Genomic DNA, 23242 nt, shown 5'->3' on the forward strand with positions numbered 1-23242 from the left:
CGGGAGGCAGAGGTCGTAGGTTCGAATCCTGCTATTCCGACCAAGAATTCAACGAAAACGGCCACTTAGCTCTTAGAGCAAGTGGCCGTTTTTGTTTTTGCGCCCCTCATCAGCGCCCACCACGTTTCATGGCCATACCAGGTCCACCGCGATGGGGTCGTGGTCTGACGAGCGAAACGGGCTGGGCGGGGTGTCGTCCGGCTGTTGGTCGTAGCTCAAAAAGCGCGGCTCGTCGGCGTTGATGGGCCAGGTATGCACCTGCTGCACGGCCTCGGCCAGTTCAGCGCTGGCCAGGGCGTGGTCGAGATACCCGGACTCACCGCGAAACACATAGGTGTAACGGCGCTCGGCGGGGAGATGACGCGCGATCAGGTCGGTCATGCCTGCATGTACCAAAGTGCGGATCGGGTCTTCGGCACCGTAGGCATTGAGGTCCCCCAGTAGCAGCAAACGCTCATGGCCTACTTCCTCGCGCAAGGTGTCCAGAAAGCGCTGGGTGGCCTGCGCCTGGGCAACACGTCGTTCGTTCCAGCAGCCTTGGCCACGGTCGATATCCCCCTGCGCAGGGCAGCCGGATTTGGCCTTGAAGTGCGCGGTCACCACCCCTACCTCTGGCCCTCCTCGCACACTGCGGAAGAAGCCGGCCAGCGGCGGTCGGTCGTGGGCATCGTCACGGTCGATATGCAGGGCTCCCAAGGCCTCCACTCGGTCCGGCCGATAGAGCAACGCCACCCGAATGGCGTCCGTTCCATGGCGCTCGGGCTCGCCCACCGGCTGGTAGCGAATCCCCGTGCGCTGGTGCAACTGCTCGACCAGATCGGTCAACGCGTCGGGGCGGTTCTCTATTTCGATCAGCGCCAGAATATCCGCCTCCAGCCCCGCGATGGCCGCTGCCAGCTTGCCGCGCTGGCGCTCCAGCGCGGGCGCATTGGCGGCACCACGCTCCCCCAGGGTGACGAAGTAGTTCTCGACGTTGAAGGTAGCTACCCTCAGGGCATCACCCGGTGCTTCCAGCGGGCCGGGGCGGGGGTTGCTGTCGGTGAACGTGACCGCTTGCGTGGGGTGCAAACGGTAGTCGCCAAAGGCGTGGGTGAGCACCCCGGTCAGCCCGTCGAGGGTGCTACCTACGCGGCGGGTGCCCTGCTCGTTCAAATAGGGCACGGGGTCGGGGTTCGTGTGGTAGCTGCCATCGTCCAGCAGCAGTGGCGCAGGCGAAGGGGCTGCCTGGGCGGCACTATGGGTCGGCCGAAAGCGTCGCTCGTTGGCCAGCGCCAGCGTGCCGTAACGGCCCAGATCATGGTTATCGGTGACCGTCAGCGGCTCAGGGAAAGTGACCAATAGCGCTTCCATGGCGTCCAGCGAGGCCGCGTCCTGGGGCCAGGATAACGCAATGGGTTCGGGCAGCTCGCCTGCGCTGTCACAGGTCACCAGCCGAGTGACGCGCTGCAGCTGAGGGTTGCCGCGAAAGCTTCCTGTACGCGCCTGTAGCTGCAGATGCTGGCCCGCCACTACCTGCGTGGCCTTGTGCTCGGCCAGCCCCGGCGCATACACGAATATGCCTACCGGGCCCTGCTCGGTGGTTTGCTGCAGGTAGAACCCGCTGAGGCGCTCGCGCCCCAGAAACTCCCCGGTCACGACGCCATCGATGGTCACACGCTGGCCTTCGGCGAGGGCAGACTGCTCGCCAATGCCTTTGATGTGCGCCAGGTCCGTGTTGGACGCTGCCGGGCAGCTGGCCATGGCAGGCAGCGCCAGCGGCAGCACGAGCCACACGATGCCGTGGGTCGCTCGCCGAAGGGACCTGTGCAGCTGGCCTGCGCGTTGCAGGTTGGCCAGCGCGTCGATGAATCTCATGCGACCACCGCTCCTCTTGAAAGGTTATTCAGCCTGGCATGCTCAGCAAGCCCACCACACTGACCAGAATCAGCACCGCCCCCAGCACCCGAAAGAACAGCCCGGTATCGGCATGGAGCAGGTAACGGTGCGCCTTTTCGCCCAGCAGGTGGCCAATGAAAGCGCACGGCAACAGCCATAGCTGATGCACCAGCTGCAGGTCGACCCCCGCCACCACGAACGACACCATCTTGATGACCACGAGGATGAACCACAGCACGAACATGGTATCGCGCAGCTGCTCCTTGGCCACATGGGCGGCAAACACCGCCACGATCAGCGGCGCGCCAATCAGCGAGGTGCCGCTGACATAGCCGCCCAGCCCCAGCAGCAGGTAATCCACATAGCGGTGCTTGCTTTGGAACGGCTTGTTCAAGACATAGCCAATGGCGTAGATGATCACGATGCCAAAGATGATGCTGGTCATGACATGGTTGGGCAGGGTCAGCAGGCCCACCACCCCGACCAGCTTGGGGATGATCATGATCTTCAGCGCCTTGACCAGATACCCCCAATCGATATTGCTTTGCACCGCGGCTCCATTGCCCGCCTGCCGCACCTGCCGGTGCCCGTTCCAGGCAATCCAGCTGGAGAAGATCAGCAGATGAATGGCAATGATGGGCAGAAAGACCAGCGGCTCGTTGCTGACCAGCAGCAAGAACGGCAGCGCCAGCACGGCGCCACCAAAGCCCAAACTGGTGCGCACGAAGCCACTCCAGGCAAAGATCAGCCCAATGAGTACGTACTGGTACCAGAGTAGATCGGCCATGGTGCAATGCGGTCCTTGTGGTTATGGGTTAGGGGACGTGACTCAGCATCAAGGGGTATCCAACTGCCACCAGCGTGGCAGCAGCGCCCGTATACGCGCCTGGGAAAAGCGGTCATCCATTAATACCACAACCCCACGGTCCTCGGGGCCACGGATCACCCGGCCCGCCGCCTGCACGACCTTGACCATGCCCGGCACACGGTAGGTGTAGTCGTCTCCGCGCCCAAAGCGCGCCTGTAACCGAGCCTTCAGCGCTTCGTTGAAGTCGTTGAAGGGCGGCAAGCCCAGCGTGGCCACAAAGGCACCGATCAACCGCTCGCCGGGCAGGTCGATCCCCTCCGCGAAGGCGCCCCCCAGCACTGCAAAACCGATGCCGCAGCCGCCAGGCGTAAAACGTGCCAGAAAAGCGTCGCGCTCGGCCTCCTGCATGCTGCGCGTCTGGGCAAACACGGGAATGTCCGGGTGGGCCTGGGCAAACGCAGCCAGCACCTGTTCCAGGTAGGCAAAGCTGCTGAAAAACGCCAGGTAATGCCCCGGGTGGCGCTGGTACTGCGCCGCCAGGGTAGCCACGATGGGTGCCACCGAGGCCCCGCGGTGATGGTAACGGGTGGAGATATCCGTGCGCAGCTGCACTTCCAGCTGCTGCGCCACGAAGGGAGACGCCACCTCGCGCCAGACGCTGTGCTCCGGCAACCCCAGCAGGTCACGATAGTAGTGAAAGGGCGACAGCGTGGCGGAGAACAGCACCGTGCAGTGGGCACGCTTGAAGCGCGGGCCAAGAAAATCCGCCGGGATCACGTTACGCAGGCCGAGGACGGCACTGCCCTTCCCCGCGACGTCCAGGTCGCACAGCGAATGATCGCCAAACTGCTCTGCCAGGCGACAGAACGCCAGCGCCTCGAACAGCAGTTCCTGAAGCGCCTGGCTCGCCCCGTCAGGATGCTCCACCAGATAATCCGTGATCGCCCCGGCCAAGGTATGCAGTGCACCCAACAATTTGGTGGGTAGCGCATCCAGCAGGTGATAACGACGCTCCGGCGCCTGGTCTTGCACCGCCTTGTTGAGGGCCTGCCACTGCCTGCCAACGCGCGCCAAGGGCTTGGCCAGCGCCGGTCGGGAGTGGCGCCGCAGGTAGCTCAGACGCTGCTGGGAGAGCGCAGCGCTATACATGCCACGGGCACGCTCGACCAGATTATGGGCTTCATCCACCAGCAGGCCCACCCGCCAGTCGTTGGCCTGGGCCAGCCCGTGCAAAAGCGCGTGGCTATCGAACCAGTGATTGACATCCCCCACGGCCACATCGGCCCAGCGGGCCAACTCCTGGCCCAGATAGTAAGGGCACACCTGATGCGCCAGCGCCACCTCGCGCAGAGCCTCGCGGTCTAGCCAGCCATGTTCCACCGCCGCCTGACGGGCCGCGGGCAGGCGATCGTAAAAGCCTTTTGCCAGCGGGCAGGCATCGCCCTGGCACGCCGTACCGGGGTGCTCGCAGGCCTTGTCACGCGCCACCAGCTCCAGCACCCGCAGCGGCTGTGCGGGGGCCTGCAGGCTGGTGAGGGCATCCAGCGCCAGGCGGCGGCCGGGGGTTTTCATGGTCAGAAAGGCGATGCGGTCGAGCCGCTGGCGGGGCATCGCGGAGAGCATGGGAAACAGCGTGCCCAGGGTCTTGCCGATACCGGTGGGCGCCTGGGCCAGCAGGCAGCGGCCGGTGCTGGCCGCCTTGAAGACATCCTCGGCCAGTGCCCGCTGGCCGGGTCGGAAATCCGCATGGGGAAAGCTCAGCGTGGCGAGCCATGCATCGCGGCGCTCGCGGTGGGCCGCCTCCTGGTCGGCCCAGGCCAGGAAGCGCTGGCACTGGTGGGCAAAAAACGTTTCCAGCTCATCGGCGCTTGCCTCGCAGGTCAGCCGGGTTTCCTGACCGCTGGCAATCTCCAGGTACACCAGCGCCAGCGTGATATGCGCAAGGCCCCGTTCGGCACAGAGCAGCGCGCCGTACACTTTCACCTGCGCCCAGTGCAGCGCCCTTTGGTTATCCGCCATGCGCGCCAGGCTACCGCGATGGGTCTTGACCTCTTCGACACAGTTGCCCGCCACATCGAAACCATCGGCGCGGCCAGACACGCGCAGCCCCTGATACTCACCGGAGAGCGGCAGTTCGGCGAGATAACTGGGGATCTTTTCCCGCCGCCTGGCCACCAGAGCGTGCCCCTCGATGCCCTCCTGAGCACTGGGTGCGGGCGTAAAGCGGTGGTCCAGGTCACCCTGGCGGGCGGTGAAGTCACACAGGGTACGCACCGCCACGCGATAGCGGCTCATGGGTCGGGCTGCCAGCGCACGTGGCAAACCTCGACGGGAATCCCCTGGCGGCAGAAGAAGTCGATCCAGCGACGCTGGTTATCCTGCAGACGATCCCCCGGCCCTTTGACCTCGATCATCCGATAGCGCGGCTCGCCATCTGCTGCTTCCGGCATCAGCTGAATGAGGTCCGGCAGGCCTGCGCGATTGTGCTTGAGATCCCCCAGCAGGCGGGTAAAACAGCCGCGCAGGTGCGCAGCGGGCAGGCAGTCAAGCGCCATGGTGACCAGCGGTTCGCTCAGCACTCCCCAATGCACGAAGGGGGAAGCAAGCCCCTGCTTGTCCTGCCAGGTGGCCAGAATCGTCGCGCGGTAGCGGCCATCCTCCAGCTGCGCCAGGCAGGCGTCGATCTCTGCCTGGCGCTGGCCCACGAAGTCTTCGCGATAGAGGTCCGCAGGCCCGCTGTGGAACGGGTGAAAGAACGCTCCCGGCAGCGGCTTGAAAATGACTGGCCAGAGCAGCAGGCCGAACAGCCCCGTGATCAGGCAGTTTTCCACATAGAAGACCGGCGCACGGGCGGTGGATAAGTGCTCGGCAACGGCGCGCTCCACCGGCTGCGGCCCGGGCAGCTCCAGCACGTAAGTGGGGGCATCGACGGCTTTGGCGGCCGGTGGGGCGGGCAAATTCAACTTGCGCGTCAGGCGTGGCAGCAGGCGTCCCAGCGCCTGGGCTTCGCTCTCGCCGGCCTGATCGAGCGACGCCTCGGCAAGCGCGTAAGCCTCCTGATAGCGGCCCAGGCGCTCCAGCACTCGCAGCCGACGAATGCGCGCTTCTCTGTTGCTGGACTCGGCATATAGCGCCAGGGCCAGGGCCGCCTCACCGCTGCGCTCTGCCGTGTGCCCCAGGGTCAACAGCAGCCGCGAGCGGCGGGCGTCCAGCCAGCGGTTGCCGAAGGCAGCGGGCACGTCAGTGGCGATCACTCCCGGCGCCTCGCCGCTCTCCAGGCGCTCGCGCAGGCGGTGCAGCGTGAGATAGGTATCGACCTCTTCGCGGCGCTGAAATGCACGCGAATCCGAAGAGAGCGGAAGCTGTTCGAAACGCTGCAAGCCAAGCTCGGTGAGCACGAATTCGGCCCAGTCCTGGCGCAGGTTGCCAAAGAACATCAGCCGCAGGCGGTCGCATAGCGCCATGATGTCGAGGCGCACGATGTTCGTGGCGGCCTCTGGCCACCACTGCTGCAGCGGGCGTGCCTCGGCAAGCTCTGGTGTCAGTGCCGCCTGAAGTTCGCGTTTGGTCGCCCTGGGGGCGATGCCCAGCTCAAGGATCGTCGGTTGCAGGGCGTCGCGCAGCTCGCTGAGGCGCAGCAGCCGAAATAGCGCCTCGATGCTCAACAACGGCGTCTCGTCGACCCACCCCTGGGCCAGTAGCGGGGCCAGTGCCTGCCGGGTGTCGCCAATCTCGGGGTAGCTGAGCTTATCGATGCGGAACAGCTCGCCTTTGCGCATCACCATGCGTACCAGCAGCGCTTGAGCAGCGCGCGGCAGCTGTGACCATTGCTGGAGGGCGTGATGCTCCTCGGCACTCAGCAAATCGCCGTGACGCGACTGCACCCAATCGACCACGAAGCGGAAATTCGCCAAGTAGTAAAAAGGGTCATCGAGGGAGGCGGTGGCCGAAACGGCATGAGCACTGTTCATGCATCCATTGTAACAGCGCTGGATGGCGTGGGTTAACCCACCCGGTGTTGATAAAGCGCGTCTAGCGCGTCGTCCACGAAGGGATCTTCCAAGGAGGCATCATCTATGGAAGGGGCGGCAGGCTCGCTACCGGTCAGGGCATCACGGGGCTGACCCGCGAGAGGTGCAGTGCTGGTAACGTTCGAGGAGGGCGGCTTGCGACCGCCCACCAGCACGTACCACTCCGCTTCGCTGAGGTAGTGCTGGCACCAGCGGCTCAAGCCATCGGCGACGGCGTCGCGAGTGCGTTCACCGCTGCGAAACGAGGTGGCCAAATAAATGAGGTCCTGACGCGCAATGCGTGCACGGGCATTGCCGCCATGCACTTGGGAGAGCGGGCAGCGTCGGTCATAGGCCGCGTTGGTGAGGGCATTCAGCCAACGCTCCACTTCATGTGCCTGTATTCCGCCGTAGACTGCCACGACACGCTCCCGCCATCATCGATAGGCTAAAAAGGCGTAAGACTGCCCGAATTTGGTGCCGTTGTCATCTCGCACCCGCACCAAAGCCCTGCAAGACATTCACCACATTGACACCGATATCTCCCACTGCATAGCCCCCTTCCAGTAAAAAGACGCAGGGCAAACCACACTGGGCCAGCCGCTGGCCAAGGGCCGTAAAGTCGGCGTGCTGGAAGGTAAAAGCGCTGATCGGGTCGCCTTCGAAGATGTCCACGCCCAGCGACACCACCACCAGCTCACACTCGGCCTGGGCAATCCGGGTCAAGGCATCGTCCAACGCCGCCATCCACCGCGCCACCGACGTACCGGGCGGCAGCGGGTAGTTCAGCGTGTAGCCCTCGCCCTTGCCCTCCCCCGTTTCGTCGGCATAACCGGAAAAGTAGGGAAAGGTCACGTCGGGGTCGCCATGCAGGGAAGCGAACAGCACATCGTCACGCTGGTAGAAAATCTGCTGGGTACCGTTGCCGTGATGAAAGTCCACGTCCAGCACGGCCACGCGATGCATGCCGCTGGCCAGGGCCCGCTGGGCAGCAATGGCGGCATTGTTGAAGAAGCAGTAGCCACCGAACTGATCGAAGGCTGCATGATGGCCAGGCGGGCGGCACAGCCCAAAGCTGGGCTCGCCGGTGGCCAGCGTATGCTCCACGGCAGCCAGCGCAGTGTCCTTGCTGGCCATGGCCGCCGCAAACGTCCCCTCGCTGATCGAGGTTTCGGCGGCCAGCGCATAGTAGCCCAGCTGGCCGCTCACCGAACTCGGTATGCGGTCGCCGCGCAGGGTCCGCGCTGGCCAGATATTGGGAATGGCCTCGCCTTCATGACCGGCGGCCTGCCATGCCTGCCAGCAGCCTTCCAGGAACGCCACGTAGTCTGCATCGTGCACCGCCAGCACGGGGTCGAGCCCATAGGCCGGCGGTGCCTGCACCTCGATATTGGCCTGCGCCAGCGCCGCCAGCACGAGATCCATGCGCTCCGGGCACTCGAAGGGGCTGACCAGCGTGCCATCGTGCAGTTCACTGCGCGCCTGACGCAGACGACTATCCTCGGAAAAAAACGTACGCATGAAGGCTCCTGTTGCCATGGTGTGTTTACTCGCTTTCCGGGTGCCACCCTTCGACCGGCCATTGGCGGGCCCAGTGGCGCTTTTGATCCGGGGTGCGCTGTTTCAAGCGGTACTCGGCCTGGCTGGCCGTGGCGCGATCGGGAAACGGCTGCGCCCCCAAGAGCGCCGTGGGCGGGTGCGCACGGGTATAGCGCGCGCCCTTGCCGGTTCGGTGGGCCTGGTAGCGCTTCGTCAAATCATTGGTGATGCCCACATAGGTGCCTCGGCGACACTCCAGCAGATACAGGTACCAGGTCGTGGTGGTCAACGCCATGTTTTCTCGTCAGCCAGAGGTGGTCGAAGCCGTGAATGCCACCATGATGTTTTCGAGCTCCGCCAGCGGCATGGGTTTGGCCAGCCCGAAGCCCTGGAACATGTCACAGCGGTAAGTCATCAAACGTTGGTGCTGGGCGTCATTCTCGACCCCTTCGGCCACCACGCCAAGCCCCAAATGGTGGGCCATGGAAATGATGCCCTGCACGATGGCGGCATCGTCATCGCTGTGAATCAGCTCGTTGATGAAGCTGCGATCGATCTTGATGGTGCTGATGGGCAGGTGTTTCAGATAGCTCAAGCTCGAGTAGCCGGTGCCGAAGTCATCAATGGCGACGCTCACCTGCATGCTGCGCAGCGCATGCAGAATGCCAATCGCCGCCTCGGTGTTGTTCATCAGGATGCCTTCGGTCAGTTCCAGCGTCAGCTGCTCGGCAGGAAGACCGGTCGATGAGAGTGTCTGGCGCAGCGTCGCCAGAAAGCTTGCGCGATGAAACTGCAAAGGCGAGAGATTGACCGCCACCTTCAGGCTTCCCAACCCCTTTTGCTGCAGGCTCAGCATGTCGGTACAGGCACGCTGCAGGACCCACTCGCTGATGGGCACGATCTGCCCCGTTGCCTCGGCCAGCGGAATGAAACGCGCCGGAGAAATATAGCCTTTCACGGGGTGCCGCCAACGTACCAGGGCTTCTACGCTGACGATGTTGCCCGCGCCGTCGAACAGTGGCTGATAGTGCAGCTCGAAGTTTTGATGGTCGATGGCTTCCTGCAAATCGTTGCGCAGGATGACGCGCTCACTGGCCAGCTCGTTGATGTCGTTACTGAACCAGGCATACGCATTGCGCCCTTGCTGCTTGGCCTTGTACATCGCCATGTCTGCCTGCTGAATCAAGCTTTGTGGCTGGGGTGTGGTCGGCCCACTGATGGCGATGCCGACACTGGCCGTCAGGTACAGCTCGTGGCCATCGATGCAGTAAGGGCGAGCCAAGGCGGGCAACAGGCGCTCGACGATGTCGATCACCTGCTTTTCGTCACTGACCGACGAAATCAGCAGCACGAACTCGTCACCGCCCAAGCGGGCCACCGTATCTTCCTGACGCAGCGCCGCCTTCAGCCGCTGGCCTACTTCGATCAATACCTGATCACCCACGGCATGCCCCAGGCTGTCGTTGATCGGCTTGAAATCGTCCAGATCCACGAACAGCACGCTGATGGCATGCCCCTCCAGCTGTGCCTGGGCAAACTGTGCCTGCAGGGCTTCTTCGAAATGCATGCGGTTAGGCAAGCGAGTCAGGTCGTCATGGGTGGCATGATAGGCCAGGCGAGCTTCGTAGGCCTTGTGCTTGGAAATATCGTGCTGAACGCCGACGAAATGGGTCACCCCGCCATCCTGGCCCCGCACCGGTGCGACGTAGAGGTCGTTCCAGAACGGCGTACCATCCTTGCGATAATTGCACAGCGTGACGTGGGTCTCTCGCTGGTTCTGGAGGCCGCAGCGCAGCGCCTCCACCATGTCCGGGTCGCTCTCCGGCCCTTGCAGAAAACGACAGTTCCGACCAATGACGTCTTCCAGCGAGTAGCCGGTCATCACGCTAAACGCACGGTTGGCGTAGATGATCGGCAAATCCGGTGCGCGGGCATCGGCAATCAGCACGCCGTTCACGCTGGCTTCCACGCTGCGCTCCAGAATGCGCAAACGAGTCTGCTGGGCGCGGCTTGCGGTGACGTCCTGTGCAATGCCGTACACCCCGTCGACTCGGCCATTGACCGTGATCGGAATACCGATCACATCCAGCAAGCGCTGCTGGCCATCACGGTGGCGCAGCGAGACTTCGAAGCGCGCGATTTCGCCGCCCAGCACCTGCTGAAACTGTTGCGCCACATGCGTGACGTCGTCAGGGTCGATAAAGTTGGCAAAGTGACGCTGCAAGACCTCTTCCCGAGGAATGCCGGTCACACGCCCGCAGGTTGCGTTCGCTTCGATGAAACGCCCTTCGGGATCCACGGCAAAAATGGCGTCGGGGTGATGCGCAAACAGCGAACGATAGCGCTGCTCGCTGTCGGCCAGGGAGTGGCGCGCTTCGGCCAGCTCTTTGGCCCGGGTGACGCTTGCCCTCATCAGCCCCACGCTGAACGCCAGCAGCCAGCTCATCACCAGCCCACCCAGCGTGACGCTCAGCGGCATCACGCCCAACAGTGCCCAGTTGTAGTGTTGGCCGGGATAGGCGCTCAGCATGAGGTTGATCCCCCCCGGCAACCCCATATGCCGAGATGCCAGCATCAGCGTGGAGGCTTCGCCATCATCGACCGTGAACCCGGAAGGGTGCAGCCGAATCAGCCGTTGGTCTGCCCGGCTGACGTCCACATGAAAAGGCCCCAGCGCCAGCCGCAGCTCGTTGCCCAGCAGCTCGCCCAGATGCAACGAGGCCAGCAGCTGCTCGGGCTGGCCAGGAATGGGTACGGCCATCAATATCTGGCTGGGCTGACGGCTGTCCGGGATCAGTAACCGGGGGCGTTCGAACGGAATGTTCATCCAGGCCTGTACCGCAGGCATGGCCAGCTGCTCCAGCAGCCAGCCATCACTGCGTTGCCTGCGCCCTTGCGACCACCGCAGCGCCCCCGTCTCCTCCCTCAGTGCCATGGCATGCAGGCTGAGCGTATCGCGAAAATAGTTCTGGGCATCTTGTGCCAGCAACCGCTCACGCTGCACGCCTGTCACCCCGTCCAGGCGCTCAGCCATGCGCTGCATCAGCTTTAGCCGTTCCGACATGGCCTGTTCGGCGTTGAGCTGCACATTATCCAGCAGGTAACTGGCCTGCAATTCGGCAGAGGAGCGCTGATGCATGCTCAGCAGCAACCACGCCAGACTACTGGCCAACACACCTGCCAACCCGACCACCACAGTCAAGCGGCCCGGGCTGAGCCGCTCATGACGCTGCCGCCAGCCGGCCACCAACAGCGCAGCCCCCAACAGCACGATGAACACCAGCACCGCCAGAGGCGAGGAGGTAAATAGCGTCGCCTGGTTTGCCTGAGGACGCCATAGCTGGAGCACCACCACGCCGCCAAACAGCAGCAAACCTATTCCTGCCGCGCGCCACCAGCGCTTTTTTGCCGCCCCTTCCACACCACGCCATAGGCAGACATTGATCATCAGCAACACCACCGCCGCCAAACTGGTCATGCGCGGTTGCCCAGTGACCCACGATTCGCTGACGCCCTGCGCCATCAGGTTGTGCAGCAAGGTGTACAGCAGCAGCGCCGTCAAGCCTCCGGCACTTGCCAGTCTCAGCACGCGCCACCGGCACAGCGTGGCCAGCAGGCTGACGCCGATCAGCAGCGTCGCCAGCGCGGCATCCGGCACCAGCATCGGGCCGAATACCACTTGTGGCAGCACCAGCCCCACCAACAGGCTGGTCGCTCCCATGCACAGGAGCGTCGCCGAGACCAGCAGCAGTAGCGTCTCGGCGGCTAAATCACGAGTATTCAAGGGCATTAGACGTGGTGGCTCCGGTCGATGGTCTGGCTAGCGCTCGAACGCTAACCGCTGGGTCAGGCTTTCCAACTGTTGATACTGCTCATCCAGATACTGCCCATAGGCCTCCAGGGGGCGAAAGTCCACCAGAGAGCCGTGGGTGTCCATCAAGCGACGTGCCAGGTCAGGCGCTTCCAGCGCCTGACGGAAGGCGGTGGCAATGACGTCAAGACGCTCAGGAGGCGTGTTCAAGGGAGCAAACAAACCGCGGTCCGTGGTATTGACCAGCGTGATGCCCTGCTCCAGAAGCGTCGGCACGGACGGTAGCGCCGCAAGACGCTGCTCGCTGGCAGCGCCCAGAGGCACCAGGGCACCCGACGCAAACAGGGCACCTGCCGACGGCAGGTTGAGCATGGCAAAATCAAGCTCTCTGCCTAACAAGGCCACGACCTGGGCACCGGTATCAGGATATTGGACGAACTGTACATCGCTGGCATCGATACCGGCCTGCGCGAAGAAGTGTAGCCAAAAAAAGTGGTCCGTTGAGTTGGGAATCACCCCGAACAGCAGCTTGCCCGGCTGTTCGCGCACCTTTTCGGCAATCTGGGAAGCACTGCTGACCGAGTGACCTGCATAGGTGGCCGGAATGTTCACGGTGCGGGTCAGCAGGGCAATGGGGGCGAATGCCTCATGCGAAAAGTTGGAAAGCCCCGACAGGTAGGCGAGGTCGATGGTTTGATGGCTGCCCAGTACGGTGTAGCCATCGGGCGGGGATTCCTTGACGAACTGCGCCCCCAGCGTGGCCCCGCTGCCGGGCATGTTCACGACGACGATGGGGGCCTGTAGCGCAACCTGGGCACGCTCGGCAATGGCTCTGAACAAGACGTCCGTTGCGCCGCCTTCCCCGTAGGGCAGCACCAGCGTCATGTCCGTGGCAGGGTAAGGCTCCGCTTGCGTCTGGCCATGGGCAGAGGCGCCCACGAAAAGGCTTAGCCACCCCAACAGCACGATGGCCCCCCAGCCACTCGATGAAGACCATAAACCACGCTGCCATCGCCGTTCGGTTTGCTTCGCGTTCATCGGGGGTGCCTCATGCTACTTAGTCTTATAGCTGGCAACATACCTTGAATTTGCGTCCGCTTCCACAAGGGCAGGCATCGTTACGGCCCGGCTTCAGGCGTATCACGGTGGGCTTTCCATCGACGTACCACCACCGCTGCTCTTCCCATACGAACCGCGATGCTTCTTCCAGCACATGCCAACGGCCTGATTCCCTGAACGTTGCCTTGAAGTGCACGTGCCCTTCATCGCGGGAAGGCTGCGGTGCCGACACGATGACCAGCGATTGCCACTGTGTCGTGGGGTCGGGTGGCAGTGTGGCTGGGCGCGTGGTGGCGTGCCAGGTGGCCAGCAAATAGTCACGCTCATTCAACGCAAAGGCGGTGTATCGTGAACGCATCAGGGCTTCCGGGGTTTCTGGAACGGCCTGGCCCTGATGAAACGGCTGGCAGCAGGCTGCCAGTGGCAACGTGCTGCCACAGGGGCAACTTTCCGGCATGGGGTGGGTCATAACGGTGACTCTGGCTTGTGCAATGAATAAAGGCTGTAGACGTTTTGTTTCGGTAATAGGGCCCGAGTCAGGTATAGTAGCAGAGCAAGATCTTCAGACAGACGGAGTACGACAACACGATCGATCATTCTTTCCAAACGCAGTGGAGGTTCTCCTATGAAGGTTTACAGACCGGAATGGCAGTGCACGTTTAGCGTAAACGAAGGCGCGGAAGAATCAGCAAACTGGAAAGAGCGAATCGCGTGGCGGCTTAGAGCCGTGGCAGACCGCCTGGAAGGCAAAGGGCGTACGGTGAAAATCGACTATGACGTGTCGCCCACGGTTAGCCGAGACGAAGTCGACCACTGCCTGGGCAAAGGCTTTGAAGTCACCCAGAAGCTGTTGACCCAACTGGCTCGCCAGCAGGCCTGCGAAGATGTCATGCGCCATGCGAAAGCCGAGCTTTATGAAGAGCATTACCCTCAGCACTGATCGCTCTAAAGCATCATGAAAACATCCGCCGCGTCACCGGGCGGATGTTTTTTTATGGGCGTGAGCGCTCGACTTCAGGCATGGTCATCGGCTTGATAGGCCGATTGCAGGGAGCCACCCAAGCGCTGCATGAACTGCTGACATGCCTCGAGCTGTGAGATCTCGATATACTCATCCGGCTGGTGTGCCTGGGCAATGCTGCCCGGCCCCAGAATGATCGTCTGCAGCCCCTGCCCCTGAAACTGGCCAGCCTCGGTGGCGTAGGCCACGGCATGCTGGCAACAGCCTGCCGGAAGGTGCGCTTCTGCCAGTTGCAGCACCTGCTGGTTGTCACGGTTTGCCAACCCGGGCACCGTCACGTTCAAGGGCTCTGTGGTGATGTCGACGGTTTTCCCCTGGGCCGCCAGGGCCTCACTCAGCGTGGCGCAGTAGTCGCTGAAGCGGGCATACACCTCTTCGAAGGTTTCCGTGGGCAGGTGGCGTATCTCCCACTCGAACTGGCACTCCCGCGCCATGATGTTGATGGCCGTGCCCCCCTTGATCTTGCCCACGTGCAGGCTGGTATGCGGCACGTTGAACGCCTCGTCCACGCGTCCTTCTTCGATCAGCGTGGCCATGGTGTCCTCGATGAAAGTGACCAGCCTGGCCGCCACATGAATCGCCGAGGTGCCCTGGTTCACCTGGCTGCTGTGGGCCTCGCGCCCCACTACGGTAGTGCGCAGGTTGGTAGCGCCTTTCTGGGCAACCACTGGCTGCATGCTGGTCGGCTCGCCGACGATGACCCGTGCCGTGGTGGAGTAGTGCTCATAAAAGCGCTTGATCAGGCTCGGCGCACCCACACAGCCGATCTCTTCGTCATAGGAAAAGCCCAGGTAGACCGGCTGCTGCAAAGGCGCCTTGACCCACTCGGGCACCATGGCCAGCGCGCAGGCGATGAAGCCTTTCATGTCGCAGGTACCTCGCCCATACAACCGACCATCGCCCCCATCACGCAGGGTGAACGGGTCGCTGCTCCACGGCTGCCCTACGACGGGCACCACATCCGTATGCCCGGAAAGCATCACCCCGCCGGGCGCATCAGGGCCGATGCGCGCAATCAGGTTGGCTTTGGTGCCACAGGGGCTCATCACCCGCTCGGAAGCGACGCCAGCCTTGGTCAGGTACGCTTCGACAAATTCGATCAGGGCCAGATTGGACGCGCTGGAGGTGGTATCGAAGGCGACCAGTCTGGTCAGTAGCGTGGTGACATCGCTCATAGTGCTCTCGCTGTGCAGGCTTTTGGCCACCCTAGCACCGCCATGGGCATTTGGAAATGCTGACCGTCACGACAACTTCACCGTGCGTTCATGAAAGCGTCATCTACACTTTCTACTGTGCAGTGCACCCAAAAAATTCAACAAACGTACTGCGCATGACCTACAAGGAGTCGTTATGTCTCGTTTCACGTTGCATGCTCTTGCCCTCGGTGTGGCGACGGCCACTTTCAGCCTGTCGGCCCAGGCCACGACCAACATTCAGTGGTGGCACGCCATGGGAGGTCAGCTCGGTAACCTGCTGGAAGAGATGACCGAAGACTTCAATGCTTCCCAGGACGATTACCGCGTCACCCCCAGCTATCGGGGCAACTACACCGAAACGATGACTGGCGCGATCGCGGCCTTCCGTGCAGGCGAACAGCCCCACATCCTGCAAGTATTCGAAGTCGGTACCGGCACCATGATGAATGCCGACGGTGCGATCTACCCAGTCTACGAGCTGATGGAAGCCCACGGCCGTGCCTTCGACCCGGATGCCTTCCTGCCCGCCGTGGTGGGCTACTACACGGACACCAACGGCAACATGCTGTCGTTCCCGTTCAACTCCTCGACGCCCATCATGTACTACAACCGGGATGTGTTCGAAGCCGCTGGCCTGGACCCGGAACAGCCGCCACAGACCTGGGAAGAACTGGCCGAACAGGCCACCCAGATCACCGAGTCGGGTGCCGCACGCTGTGGCTTCACCTCTTCATGGCCAAGCTGGGTGATGCTGGAGAACTTCTCCGCCATGCACAACTCGCCGCTGGGCACTCTGGAGAACGGCTTTGGTGGCCTGGAAACCGAGCTGAACTTCAATAACGACCTGGTGGCCCGCCACTGGGACAACCTGAAAGCCTGGCAGGACGCGGGTGCCTACAAATGGGGCGGCCCCGGCTCAGGCCCTGATGCCGAACCCATGTTCTACTCCCAGGAGTGCGCGATCTTCTTCGGCTCATCGGCCTCACGGGCAGATGTGGCAGCCAACGCCGACTTCGAAGTAGGCTTCGGCATGCAGCCCTACTATGCCGATGTCGACGGCGCGCCGCAGAACTCGATTATCGGGGGTGCCACGCTGTGGGCACTGCAAGGCCATAGCGATGAAGAGTACGAGGCCGTTGCTGCCTTCTTCGAGTACCTTTCAGAGCCCGAAGTGCAGGCCAAGTGGCACCAGCAAACCGGCTACCTGCCGATCACTCAGGCGGCATGGGACTTGAGCACCGAGCAGGGCTATTACGACGAGAACCCAGGCGCAGATATCTCGCTCAAGCAGATGACGCTGAACGAGCCCACCGAAAACTCCAAGGGCCTGCGCTTCGGCAACTTCGTGCAGATTCGCGACATCATTTCCGAAGAGATGGAAGCCGTCATGACCGGCAACAAATCTGGTCAGGCCGCTGCCGATGCAGCCGTTGAGCGGGGTAACCGCCTGCTGCGTGACTTCCAGTCCGCCAATCAGTAAGTAAGCACTCGCTTCGCCGCCTGACTAACGCCAGGCGGCGAAGTCGTTTCAAGTATCGCTCGGCATCGGTACTCCTCGACCCGCGTACCCCTCGCCTTACGTGCTACCCGTTCTCGCGGAAACCTGCTTATGCAAACCAAACGCATGACCTTTCCGGGGCGCTTTCTGCCTTATGCGCTGCTGGCCCCGCAAATCGTCATTACGCTGATCTTTTTCATCTGGCCGGCGGGCAAGGCGCTGTATCAATCGCTGCTGCGCGAAGATGCCTTCGGCCTGCGCACGACCTTCGTCGGCCTGGAGAACTTCACTCGCCTGTTCAGCGATGGCAACTACCTCAATGCGCTTTCGGTCACGGCCACCTTTGCCATCGGCACCACGCTGCTCTCCATGTCGGTGGCGCTGCTGCTGGCCTGCACGGTGAATCGCATGATCCGTTCGCGCAGCGCCTACACCACCCTGCTGGTATGGCCTTATGCCATTGCGCCCGCCATTGCCGGGGTGCTGTGGTGGTTCATTTTCAATCCTTCCATCGGCATCGTGCCTTACATGCTCGACATGGTGGGCTACCGCTGGAACCACCGCACGTCGGGAAGCGACGCCATGCTGCTGGTGATCTTTGCCGCCGCCTGGAAGCAGATTTCCTACAACTTTCTGTTTTTTCTAGCGGGCTTGCAGTCCATCCCGCAGTCGTTGATCGAAGCCGCCGCCATCGACGGGGCCAGCCCCATGAAGCGCTTCTGGACCATCGTCTTTCCACTCCTTTCCCCCACCACGTTTTTCCTGATGGTGGTCAACGTGGTGTACGCGATGTTCGATACCTTCGGCATTATCCACGCCACGACCCAGGGCGGCCCCGCACAGGCCACCAACACCCTGGTGTACAAGGTGTATGCCGATGGCTTCGTAGGCTTGAACCTGGGCTCTTCGGCGGCGCAGTCGGTCATTCTGATGGCCATCGTGATCGCCCTGACCATCGTTCAGTTCCGCTTCATCGAGCGCCGGGTCAACTACTGATCCAGGCGGATTGTGAGGAGTTTCGTTATGGTTGAAAACCGCCCCTGGGCCAACCTCCTGGCCCATCTGACGCTGATCCTGGGCGTTGCCGTGGTGGTATTTCCGGTGTACGTGGCGCTGGTGGCCTCGACCCAGGCCCCCGGCGACTTGCTGCGCGGCACGCTGCCCATGCTGCCCGGCAGCCACGGCCTGGAAAACTACACGCGCATGTGGCAGTCCGGCGTTTCCAACGCGGGCGCGCCACCGGCAGGCACCATGCTGTGGAACAGCTTCGTGATGGCCATGGCCATTACGCTGGGCAAACTGTCCATCTCGCTGCTGTCCGCGTTTGCCATCGTCTATTTCCGTTTCCGCTTTCGGATGCTGTTCTTCTGGCTGATCTTCATCACCTTGATGCTGCCGGTGGAGGTGCGCATCATCCCCACCTTCCAGGTGGTGGCCGACCTGAAGATGCTCAACAGTTTTGCCGGGCTGTCGATTCCGCTGATTGCTTCGGCCACCGCTACCTTTCTCTTTCGCCAGTTCTTCATGACCATCCCTGAAGAGATGCTGGAAGCCGCCAGGGTGGACGGCGCGGGGCCGCTGAAGTTCTTCAAGGACATTCTGATGCCGCTCTCGATCACCAATATCGCGGCGCTGTTCGTGATCATGTTCATCTACGGCTGGAACCAGTACCTGTGGCCGCTGCTGATCACCACCAACCCGGATTACTACACCATCGTGATGGGCATTCAGCGCATGACCTCCGATGAAAATCCCCAATGGCACTTGATCATGGCGGCCGTCGTGATGGCGGCCCTGCCGCCGGTGCTGGTGATCCTGTTTATGCAACGCCTGTTCGTGAAAGGCCTGACCGAGACGGAGAAGTAACCATGGCCAGCATTACCCTGGAAGGGCTGAAGAAAACCTACGCCGGTAACGTGGCAGCCGTCAAAGGCATCGACCTGCACATCGAAGATGGTGAATTCGTGGTTCTGGTGGGGCCTTCCGGCTGCGGTAAATCGACCCTGCTGCGCATGGTGGCCGGGCTGGAAACCATTACCGAAGGCACGTTGAAGATCGGCGAGCGGGTGGTCAATCGGCTGGAGCCAGCCGAACGGGACATCGCCATGGTGTTCCAGAACTATGCGCTCTACCCTCACATGACGGTCTACAACAACCTGGCCTACGGCTTGAAGAACCGCGGTTTCAAGAAGCATGACATCGACCAGCGCGTGCGCGCCGCCGCCAAAATGCTGGAAATCGAGGAGTACCTGGCGCGCAAACCGCGCAAGCTTTCAGGTGGCCAGCGCCAGCGCGTGGCCATGGGACGCGCGCTGGTACGCGAGCCCTCGGCCTTCCTGTTCGACGAGCCGCTCTCCAACCTGGATGCCAAGCTGCGGGTGCAGATGCGCGTCGAGATCAAGCAGCTGCAGCGTCGCCTGAAGACCACCAGCCTGTACGTCACCCACGACCAGCTCGAAGCGATGACCCTGGGCGACCGCCTGGTGGTGCTGAACGCAGGCAATATCGAGCAGGTAGGCACGCCCATGGAGATTTACACGCGCCCTGCCACGCTGTTCGTGGCCCAGTTCATCGGCTCCCCTGCCATGAACATCCTGCCGTTGGCGTATCTGGCCCCCCAGGATCATGAAGGGATACTGAGCCAGCTGCCGGAAGGCACGGACACCCTGGGTATTCGCCCGGATGACATGCTGCTGACACCGCCTGCCGAGCCGCATATCGCGCTACGAGCCACGCTGATGCTGTACGAAGCAGCCGGGGCCGAAAGCCACCTCTACGTGCATCTGGCCGACCGCCAACAGCCTACGGTACTGAAGACCGCAGGCCAGCCCCCCGTTCAGGAGGGCGAGACGCTCAATCTGTACGTCACCGCCGGTGCTCTGCACCCGTTCAATGCCACCACCGGGCAGCGCACCGGCTGAGCCTGCCGCTTGCCCAGGGCGATGAAGTGACTATTCGTCCTGGGCAATATCCACAATGCGACCCTCGGGCTGATAGAACACCTCGCCACGAGACACCACATGATCACGCAACATCTCCCAATCGGTGTGCCCCACGATGGTATGGCGCCCATCGTCGTGGGCCGCCCCCAGTGCCGTGTGACCATCGCCACCCGCCGCCGTGAAGTTGTTGGTGGCCACGGTATAGGTCTTGTCCGGATCGATCGCCTGCATGGCACCTTCGCGGTTCACCTCCAGGCTGATGAGACGCTCGCCTGCGGGCTGACGGCTGTCGTAGGTGAGCCGCGTGCCTTCGGACACCTGCAGGAAGCCACCGCTTTCGTCCGGCGCATTGGTCAGCGCAATTTCGAAGGTTTCCAGCAGCTCGGCACCAGTGACTTCCAGCAGCGTCAAACGGTTACCGAACGGCTGCACGGCGATCAGGTCACCCACGGTGATATCCCCCTGGGGCAGCGCTTCACGAATACCGCCGCTGTTCTGTAGCGCCATGAGGGTGTCCGGTACCACCTTGCGCGCTGCATGGAGCTGACCGTCGGCAATCAGGTTGCCCAGCGCCGTTTCGTTGGCGCGTACGCTCAGCGCATCACCCTGGCCATGACGAGGGTTGGGCAGCGCCAGAATCGCCTTCGCACCTACCTGTTCGTCACGCAGTGCTTCGATGGCCTCGGTATACGGTGCTAAAAGCTCCAGCGCAGCCGCATCCGGCGTGCGCTCGTCGGTGGCCAGCAGCTCACCGCTGACCTCCTGGACCACGCCATCGGCATCGAAGATCACCTGCATGACCCCCAGATGCTGGCCATACTCACCCGCCTGCCCTACCACGGTGGGCGCTGGCCAGTGCTCGGTCAGCAGCGCAGGCGGGGCGACCCGCGTATGGCTATGCCCCCCGATGATGACGTCGATCCCCTCGACCTGCTCTGCCAGCAGCAGGTCGTTACCGACGCGGGGGTCGCTGTCGTAGCCCAGATGCGTGAGCGCGATGATCTTGTTGACTCCCTGCGCTTCGAGCGCCTCGACCATCGCTTCGGCCGCCTGACGATACTCACCAATGGTGACCTGGCCCGGGCTGGAGATGGCGTCGCTATCCTGGGTGCTCAATCCGAAGATCCCGATACGCTCCCCCTGATGTTCGAGGATCATGCCGTCATAGAGATACCCCGCCTGGGGGTCGGCCGTGATGCTCTCCCCGAGGCGCTCGGCAAACTCGGGAGACGCCGAAAAGTCCAGGTTGGCGCCCAGAATGGGGAAGTCTGCCCCTGCAAAGAACGCCGCCAACGCCTGATGACCGGTCTCAGGGTCACCCAGGTCGAACTCATGATTTCCCGGCACGAACGCGTCGTAGCCCATCAGATTCATGAAGGTCAGCGCGTCCTGGCCCTGAAATTCGTTGAAGTAGAGCGTCCCGGAGAAGATATCCCCCGCATCCAGCAGCAACCCCTCGCCATAGGTCTCCCGGGCCTCGTTCAAGGTGGCCACCAGGGCCGGGTAGGCATCCGTGCGGCCATGCAGGTCGTTGGTGTGATAGATCGTCAGGGTAAAGGTCTCGTCGGCCATCACGGCCGATGACGAGATCATGAGTGCACCCGCAATGGCGCATGGAGTAACAAAGTGTCGTGAGGTCATGGACTGGGTTCCTTTCGTCAGGGTCAAGTCACTTTCCTGGTATATGTAACGATACTTGCTTCCTGCGGCACAAGACAGGGCACATTGCGTGTCATCGCTTGTTCACCTGGCTGTCGCCTCGGTGTCACTGTTGGGCCTCACCATGGCGCTAAACGTGATAAAGGGACGAATCGCTCATGCGACTCTGTATCGTCAGCGAAACATGGTCACCGGAAATCAACGGCGTCGCGCACACGCTGAACCGGCTGTGTCGTGAACTGCTGTTGCTGGGTATCACAGTGGACGTGATACGCCCGGCGCCGCGTCAACCCGGAAGCGCCGCGTGCGCTACTCAGGAACTTCAGGTCAAGCGGTTTGCGCTGCCTAACTATACCGACGTTCAGGTAGGCTTTGCCCGCCCCGGGAAGCTTCAGCGCTTTTGGCAGCAATACCGCCCGGATGCCGTGTATCTGGCGACCCAGGGCCCGCTGGGCTGGGCAGCCCGCCAGGCAGCCCAGCGCCTGGACCTGCCGCTGGTGGCCGGTTGGCATACCAACTTCGACCACTACTGCCAAGATTATGGTGTTGCCTGGCTGGCCAAAGCGACACGACGCTATTTGCGCTATTTCCACAATGGCTGCGCCCTCACCCTGGTGCCTACCCAGCAGCAAGCCGTGGCGCTGCGCCAGGATGGCATCAAAGACGTGCAGGTGCTTTCCCGGGGCATCGACGGCGAGCGCTTCTCCCCTGCCCACCGCGACCTCGCGCTGCGTCAGCAGTGGGGGGTCAGCGAGCATCAACCGGTGGCCCTGTACGTGGGGCGCCTGGCACCCGAAAAGAACCTTTCGCTCCTGCAGGAAACGCTGCAAGCCATGCGCAGCGCTCGCCCAGATATGGCGCAGGTCATCGTGGGCGACGGCCCAGCCCGCAGCCAGCTGCAAAAAGCCTTGCCAGAAGCCCACTTCACCGGATTTGTGGACAAGCTTTCGCTGGCCCGCCACTACGCCAGCGCCGACATGTTCGTGTTTCCCTCGCTGTCCGAAACCTGGGGCAACGTAGTGACCGAAGCCATGGTCAGCGGCCTGGCAGTCGTGGCGTTTCGCCACGCAGCCAGCGCAGAACTGATTCACAGTGGTCATAACGGCATCACCGTGGCGACCGACGATGCGCTGGGCTTTCAACACGCAGCGGTCACGCTGTGCCAGCACCCTGCCGATTACGCACGACTAGGAAGAGTCGCCCGCCTGCGCGCACTGGAACAGAGCTGGTCGGGCATTGCCGAGCAATTTCTACGTTACCTGCACCATGCCCAGGAGGCCCGCCATGCGAGCTCGCCCGCTTGTCGTATTCGATCGTCTTGACCTGTGGGAGTGGCGCTTTTGCCAGCGCGTGACGCATCTCTCGCTCTACCGCCCCTGGCGTCTGACGCTCCAGACGGCCAGCAAACTGGGTGATTGGCCCGTCTGGGTGCTGCTGATTGCAGCTCAGCCGTGGCTGCAAACGGACGGCCTATGGCGCATGTGGCAATACTCACTGATCGCGCTGCTGGCGATCCTGGTCTACAAGCTGGTGAAAACTCGGCTGTGCCGCGAACGCCCTTTCATCACCTATCTAGGGGGCGTCCACTGCGGCGAACCCGCCCGAGACCGCTACAGTTTTCCCAGTGGTCATACCATGCATGCCGTGATGTTCAGCGTCCTGGTGGCCAGCCACACGCCCTGGCTGCTACCAATCGTGTTACCGCTTGCCTTGATCATCGCGATTTCAAGAGTAGGCCTGGGCCTGCACTATGCCAGTGACGTGTTGGCCGGTGCTGCCATGGGCTACGGGTTTGCGTTACTGAGCCTTTACTGGATGGGCTAG

19 protein-coding genes are annotated in these 23242 nt (G+C 62.5%); 7 read left to right on the forward strand and 12 right to left on the reverse strand.

Translation table 11 applies throughout. The features are described from left to right. Positions 1 to 126: 126 nt before the first annotated feature. The 10 genes from IE061_RS08115 to IE061_RS08160 all read right to left on the reverse strand — a co-directional run bounded on the left by IE061_RS08115 (position 127) and on the right by IE061_RS08160 (position 13571). Positions 127 to 1854, reverse strand: a complete 1728-nt coding sequence (locus IE061_RS08115; protein WP_193461383.1) for an ExeM/NucH family extracellular endonuclease — start codon at positions 1852 to 1854, stop codon at positions 127 to 129. 28 nt (positions 1855 to 1882) lie between these two features. Beyond that, positions 1883 to 2662 carry a sulfite exporter TauE/SafE family protein gene (locus IE061_RS08120; protein WP_144984347.1) on the reverse strand — a complete coding sequence of 260 codons (780 nt, stop codon included), beginning with the start codon at positions 2660 to 2662 and terminating at the stop codon, positions 1883 to 1885. Between the two features lie 48 nt (positions 2663 to 2710). After that, entirely contained in the window at positions 2711 to 4978 is a 2268-nt protein-coding gene (locus tag IE061_RS08125; protein ID WP_193461384.1) for an ATP-dependent DNA helicase, read from the reverse strand. Further along, positions 4975 to 6654, reverse strand: a complete 1680-nt coding sequence (locus IE061_RS08130) for a VRR-NUC domain-containing protein (protein WP_193461385.1) — start codon at positions 6652 to 6654, stop codon at positions 4975 to 4977. Before IE061_RS08130 ends, IE061_RS08125 begins: the two co-directional genes overlap by 4 nt. A 32-nt stretch (positions 6655 to 6686) precedes the next feature. Further along, positions 6687 to 7115, reverse strand: coding sequence for a hypothetical protein (locus IE061_RS18050; RefSeq protein ID WP_039183209.1), 429 nt, complete (start codon positions 7113 to 7115; stop codon positions 6687 to 6689). Positions 7116 to 7179: 64 nt separating this feature from the next. Further along, the gene (locus IE061_RS08140; protein ID WP_193461386.1) at positions 7180 to 8214 is read right to left on the reverse strand and encodes a histone deacetylase family protein; all 1035 of its coding nucleotides are present in this window, start codon (positions 8212 to 8214) and stop codon (positions 7180 to 7182) included. Between the two features lie 25 nt (positions 8215 to 8239). After that, positions 8240 to 8527: a GIY-YIG nuclease family protein gene (locus tag IE061_RS08145; RefSeq protein WP_039183214.1), complete on the reverse strand. Its 288-nt coding sequence runs from the start codon at positions 8525 to 8527 to the stop codon at positions 8240 to 8242. A 9-nt stretch (positions 8528 to 8536) separates the two neighbouring features. Continuing rightward, entirely contained in the window at positions 8537 to 12022 is a 3486-nt protein-coding gene (locus IE061_RS08150; RefSeq protein WP_193461387.1) for a bifunctional diguanylate cyclase/phosphodiesterase, read from the reverse strand. 30 nt (positions 12023 to 12052) lie between these two features. Further along, the gene (locus IE061_RS08155; RefSeq protein ID WP_096921612.1) at positions 12053 to 13081 is read right to left on the reverse strand and encodes a Bug family tripartite tricarboxylate transporter substrate binding protein; all 1029 of its coding nucleotides are present in this window, start codon (positions 13079 to 13081) and stop codon (positions 12053 to 12055) included. Between the two features lie 25 nt (positions 13082 to 13106). Next, positions 13107 to 13571, reverse strand: a complete 465-nt coding sequence (locus IE061_RS08160; RefSeq protein WP_039183222.1) for a YchJ family protein — start codon at positions 13569 to 13571, stop codon at positions 13107 to 13109. Positions 13572 to 13727: 156 nt separating this feature from the next. Here IE061_RS08160 and IE061_RS08165 point away from each other — a divergent pair, with 156 nt between their 5' ends. Beyond that, the gene (locus IE061_RS08165; RefSeq protein ID WP_039183225.1) at positions 13728 to 14042 is read left to right on the forward strand and encodes a hypothetical protein; all 315 of its coding nucleotides are present in this window, start codon (positions 13728 to 13730) and stop codon (positions 14040 to 14042) included. A 74-nt stretch (positions 14043 to 14116) separates the two neighbouring features. On the opposite strand, the gene argE is transcribed toward IE061_RS08165, so the two are convergent. Continuing rightward, complete coding sequence (argE, locus tag IE061_RS08170; protein ID WP_039183228.1) at positions 14117 to 15298, reverse strand: acetylornithine deacetylase; 1182 nt, start codon at positions 15296 to 15298, stop codon at positions 14117 to 14119. Between the two features lie 175 nt (positions 15299 to 15473). Here argE and ugpB point away from each other — a divergent pair, with 175 nt between their 5' ends. From ugpB to IE061_RS08190, 4 genes are all read left to right on the forward strand, one after another. After that, the gene (gene ugpB, locus IE061_RS08175; protein ID WP_039183231.1) at positions 15474 to 16799 is read left to right on the forward strand and encodes a sn-glycerol-3-phosphate ABC transporter substrate-binding protein UgpB; all 1326 of its coding nucleotides are present in this window, start codon (positions 15474 to 15476) and stop codon (positions 16797 to 16799) included. A 129-nt stretch (positions 16800 to 16928) separates the two neighbouring features. Then, the gene (ugpA, locus tag IE061_RS08180) at positions 16929 to 17813 is read left to right on the forward strand and encodes a sn-glycerol-3-phosphate ABC transporter permease UgpA (RefSeq protein ID WP_039183234.1); all 885 of its coding nucleotides are present in this window, start codon (positions 16929 to 16931) and stop codon (positions 17811 to 17813) included. Positions 17814 to 17840: 27 nt separating this feature from the next. Then, positions 17841 to 18683 carry a sn-glycerol-3-phosphate ABC transporter permease UgpE gene (ugpE, locus tag IE061_RS08185; protein ID WP_039183237.1) on the forward strand — a complete coding sequence of 281 codons (843 nt, stop codon included), beginning with the start codon at positions 17841 to 17843 and terminating at the stop codon, positions 18681 to 18683. Between the two features lie 2 nt (positions 18684 to 18685). Then, positions 18686 to 19738, forward strand: a complete 1053-nt coding sequence (locus IE061_RS08190; protein ID WP_193461388.1) for a sn-glycerol-3-phosphate import ATP-binding protein UgpC — start codon at positions 18686 to 18688, stop codon at positions 19736 to 19738. 30 nt (positions 19739 to 19768) lie between these two features. Here the strand turns inward: IE061_RS08190 and IE061_RS08195 are convergent, their stop codons facing one another. Beyond that, positions 19769 to 21400, reverse strand: coding sequence for a bifunctional metallophosphatase/5'-nucleotidase (locus tag IE061_RS08195; protein ID WP_230478408.1), 1632 nt, complete (start codon positions 21398 to 21400; stop codon positions 19769 to 19771). Between the two features lie 176 nt (positions 21401 to 21576). Here IE061_RS08195 and IE061_RS08200 point away from each other — a divergent pair, with 176 nt between their 5' ends. Together IE061_RS08200 and IE061_RS08205 are read left to right on the forward strand one after the other, a co-directional pair. Then, the gene (locus tag IE061_RS08200; RefSeq protein ID WP_193461389.1) at positions 21577 to 22740 is read left to right on the forward strand and encodes a glycosyltransferase family 4 protein; all 1164 of its coding nucleotides are present in this window, start codon (positions 21577 to 21579) and stop codon (positions 22738 to 22740) included. After that, positions 22703 to 23242 (forward strand): phosphatase PAP2 family protein, encoded by a 540-nt coding sequence (locus IE061_RS08205; protein ID WP_039183250.1) that lies wholly within the window; start codon positions 22703 to 22705, stop codon positions 23240 to 23242. The genes IE061_RS08200 and IE061_RS08205 overlap by 38 nt, the downstream gene beginning before the upstream one ends.

The sequence above is a fragment of the Vreelandella hamiltonii genome, from assembly GCF_014651795.1.
Taxonomy (GTDB): domain Bacteria; phylum Pseudomonadota; class Gammaproteobacteria; order Pseudomonadales; family Halomonadaceae; genus Vreelandella; species Vreelandella hamiltonii.